Annotated in this window: 3 protein-coding genes; 1 reads left to right on the forward strand and 2 read right to left on the reverse strand. The window is 66.0% G+C overall.

Features of this window, described 5'->3' with window-relative positions; genetic code table 11:
• Positions 1–1,187, forward strand: a 1,187-nt coding sequence (locus RLDS_RS29600) for a tyrosine-type recombinase/integrase (RefSeq protein ID WP_021224288.1), incomplete at its 5' end; no start/stop codon positions are given.
• 20 nt (positions 1,188–1,207) lie between these two features.
• Here the strand turns inward: RLDS_RS29600 and RLDS_RS29605 are convergent.
• Both RLDS_RS29605 and RLDS_RS29610 read right to left on the reverse strand, forming a co-directional pair.
• Positions 1,208–1,861, reverse strand: a complete 654-nt coding sequence (locus tag RLDS_RS29605; RefSeq protein WP_020818476.1) for a hypothetical protein — start codon at positions 1,859–1,861, stop codon at positions 1,208–1,210.
• A 71-nt stretch (positions 1,862–1,932) separates the two neighbouring features.
• Positions 1,933–2,133: a hypothetical protein gene (locus RLDS_RS29610; RefSeq protein WP_020818475.1), complete on the reverse strand. Its 201-nt coding sequence runs from the start codon at positions 2,131–2,133 to the stop codon at positions 1,933–1,935.
• Positions 2,134–2,265: the final 132 nt, after the last annotated feature.

Consider the following 2,265-nt stretch of genomic DNA (forward strand, 5'->3'; position numbering starts at 1 on the left):
CCGCCAGCCGTTCCGACGCCGAAATCGTGGTGGTCCGGACCAACGATGCCGCGCTGCCGACGCGATCGCCAAACGCGGATCCCGAGACCGTCGACATGCGGCTGCTGCGCACGATCGCCAGCATCGTTCCAGCGGATCTGCCGCCGATCAGCCAACTCGGACTCGAGACGACGCTGGCGGCCATGGCCGACGCGACAAAGGCGGCGATCGCCGCCGATCTCGACTGCTGGAGCGGCTGGTGCGGTGAGGAAGGCCGCTCACCGCTGCCCGCCGATCCCGAAGATCTGGTTCGCTATGTGAATGCGCTCGATGGCAGGGGCAAGAAGCCCGCGACGCTCGCGCGCCGGATCGCTAGCCTCGGCACGGTCCACCGCATGATGGGATTGGCGGGCGAAGCCGCGCCTACCGACGCACCGATGGTGCGCGCGGCGCTCAAGGCCGTCCGCAGGCGCAGAGGAGCCTTGCAGCGCCAGGCAGCGCCATTGCGGCTCGGCAAGGCACTGGACAGCCATGTCACCAAGGGATTCACCCTCGCTGCGCTTCTCGATGCCTGCGGCGGCGACCTGCAGGGGCTGCGCGACGCTGCCCTGCTATCGCTCGGATATGACGCGGGGCTGCGCGTAAGCGAACTCACGGTGGTCGAAGCTGTGCATATCGATCCCCAGCAGGATGGTTCGGCGACGCTGTTCATCCCCTTCTCCAAGACCGACCAGGAAGGCGAAGGCGCCTGGGCATGGCTGTCGGCCGAGACCATGCGGCGGGTCGGCGCCTGGCTGGAAGCGAGCGGTATCGAGGAAGGCCCCCTGTTCCGCAGGGTCGGAGTCGATCGGCGGCGCGTACGCGCCAGCGATTCTGAAACGGCGCTCGCCCGAACGACCTATTCCATCGGAACGGCGCCGCTGACACGCCAGGGCGTCAACGGCATCTACCGACGCGTCGCGCTTGCAGCATTCGAACTGGGATTGGTGAGTCTCCCCGCCAGCGAGTTGACCGCCGCGGTGCAGGCATTGTCCACTCACTCCCTTCGCGTCGGCCTGACCCAGGACCTTTTTGCTGCCGGAGAGGACGGCGCGGGAATAGCCCAGGCGCTGCGCTGGAGCTCGCCCGCTACGGCATTACGCTATGGCCGCAAGCTCGCGGTTCGCAGCAATGTCGCCGCCCGGGTCCTATCGCGCGTGCGCCGCTGACCACACTTACGCGTCCGGAATCACAGAGCTTCGGGGCGCGACAACATCATACGCGTTTTGAGATTGCCATCGGGCCTCCGATGAAGGTCAATGATGTGGCCGGCCCGAGGTGCAAAGATCATGAGTTCAGCGGCTGTCTCGTAGGATGTATTCGACCCGAAATAGCGCACCGGTCCGTGCCACTTCTGACCTTCGATGAGCCGGAGCCGGAATGTGCCCTGCGGCACCGGCACGCGAATCCGGTCATTTTTCGAGACATAGATCGAAATGGCGTGTCGGCCGGTGGTCGGGTCGATGAGCTGCACGACGGCATTGCTGTCCGCCGTCTCGACGGTGAGGAAGCTGCTAACGGGTTCGTGCATCGCCCAACTCGCCACAGTTACCGACCCTGATTCCGGAAATGGCATCGCCGCCTCGCGATCCGGCAGCCAGCCCGCCCGTTGAGCTTCGCCGTAGAGGGGGATCAGAATGAGGAGGAGGCTCAGGGCAAAGGGAATATATCGAACAGGGCTGGAACGCCTGGAGCCCCGCCAGCGTCCGCGTTGATAGTCGAAGCTTCGAATGGCCGGGTCGAACCAGGCGCCCTCCACGCGCCCGGCTCGGTCATTCCAGCGCGTGCTTCCGCTCCGCGCGCGCTGCCGCTCGCGCATATAGTCTCGATCGTCGATGCCCATGCGCGGTTATCCTCCGATTGCCCGAGGGGGCGCGTCGCCGCGGCGCTGAGTGAATTCCATGACCGCCTCCTTCAGCCCCACCCATCCCGCCGGCCTTCGCCATTGTCGCGCAGGTTGCGCCCGTCGAGCGCCGATCGGCGGATGCTGAGCTCCACTTCCCCGCCTTTGCGGGTGATCTGCACATCGCGCGGATCGAGATTGTTGCGCCTGGCATAATCGTCAGCCGCCTTCTCGCTGCCGAACTTGCCGGCCTGCTCAAATTCCCATGCCATCGTTTCGTCTCCTTCCTTTCGCCCCCGGCGCCGCGCCGGCGGCTTCATGCTACAAATCGAGGCCGAGGCTGCGCTCGGGCAGCGGCGGCAATTGTTCCGCCCGGTCGGGCTTCGGTTCGGGCTTCGCTGCCT

The sequence above is a fragment of the Sphingobium lactosutens DS20 genome, from assembly GCF_000445105.1.
GTDB lineage: Bacteria > Pseudomonadota > Alphaproteobacteria > Sphingomonadales > Sphingomonadaceae > Sphingobium > Sphingobium lactosutens.

What these genes read in the sequence shown, in the direction of transcription:
- RLDS_RS29605 (WP_020818476.1), bottom strand. Translation starts at nt 1,861, where the DNA reads ATGGGCATCGACGATCGAGACTATATGCGCGAGCGGCAGCGCGCGCGG.
- RLDS_RS29610 (WP_020818475.1), bottom strand. Translation starts at nt 2,133, where the DNA reads ATGGCATGGGAATTTGAGCAGGCCGGCAAGTTCGGCAGCGAGAAGGCG.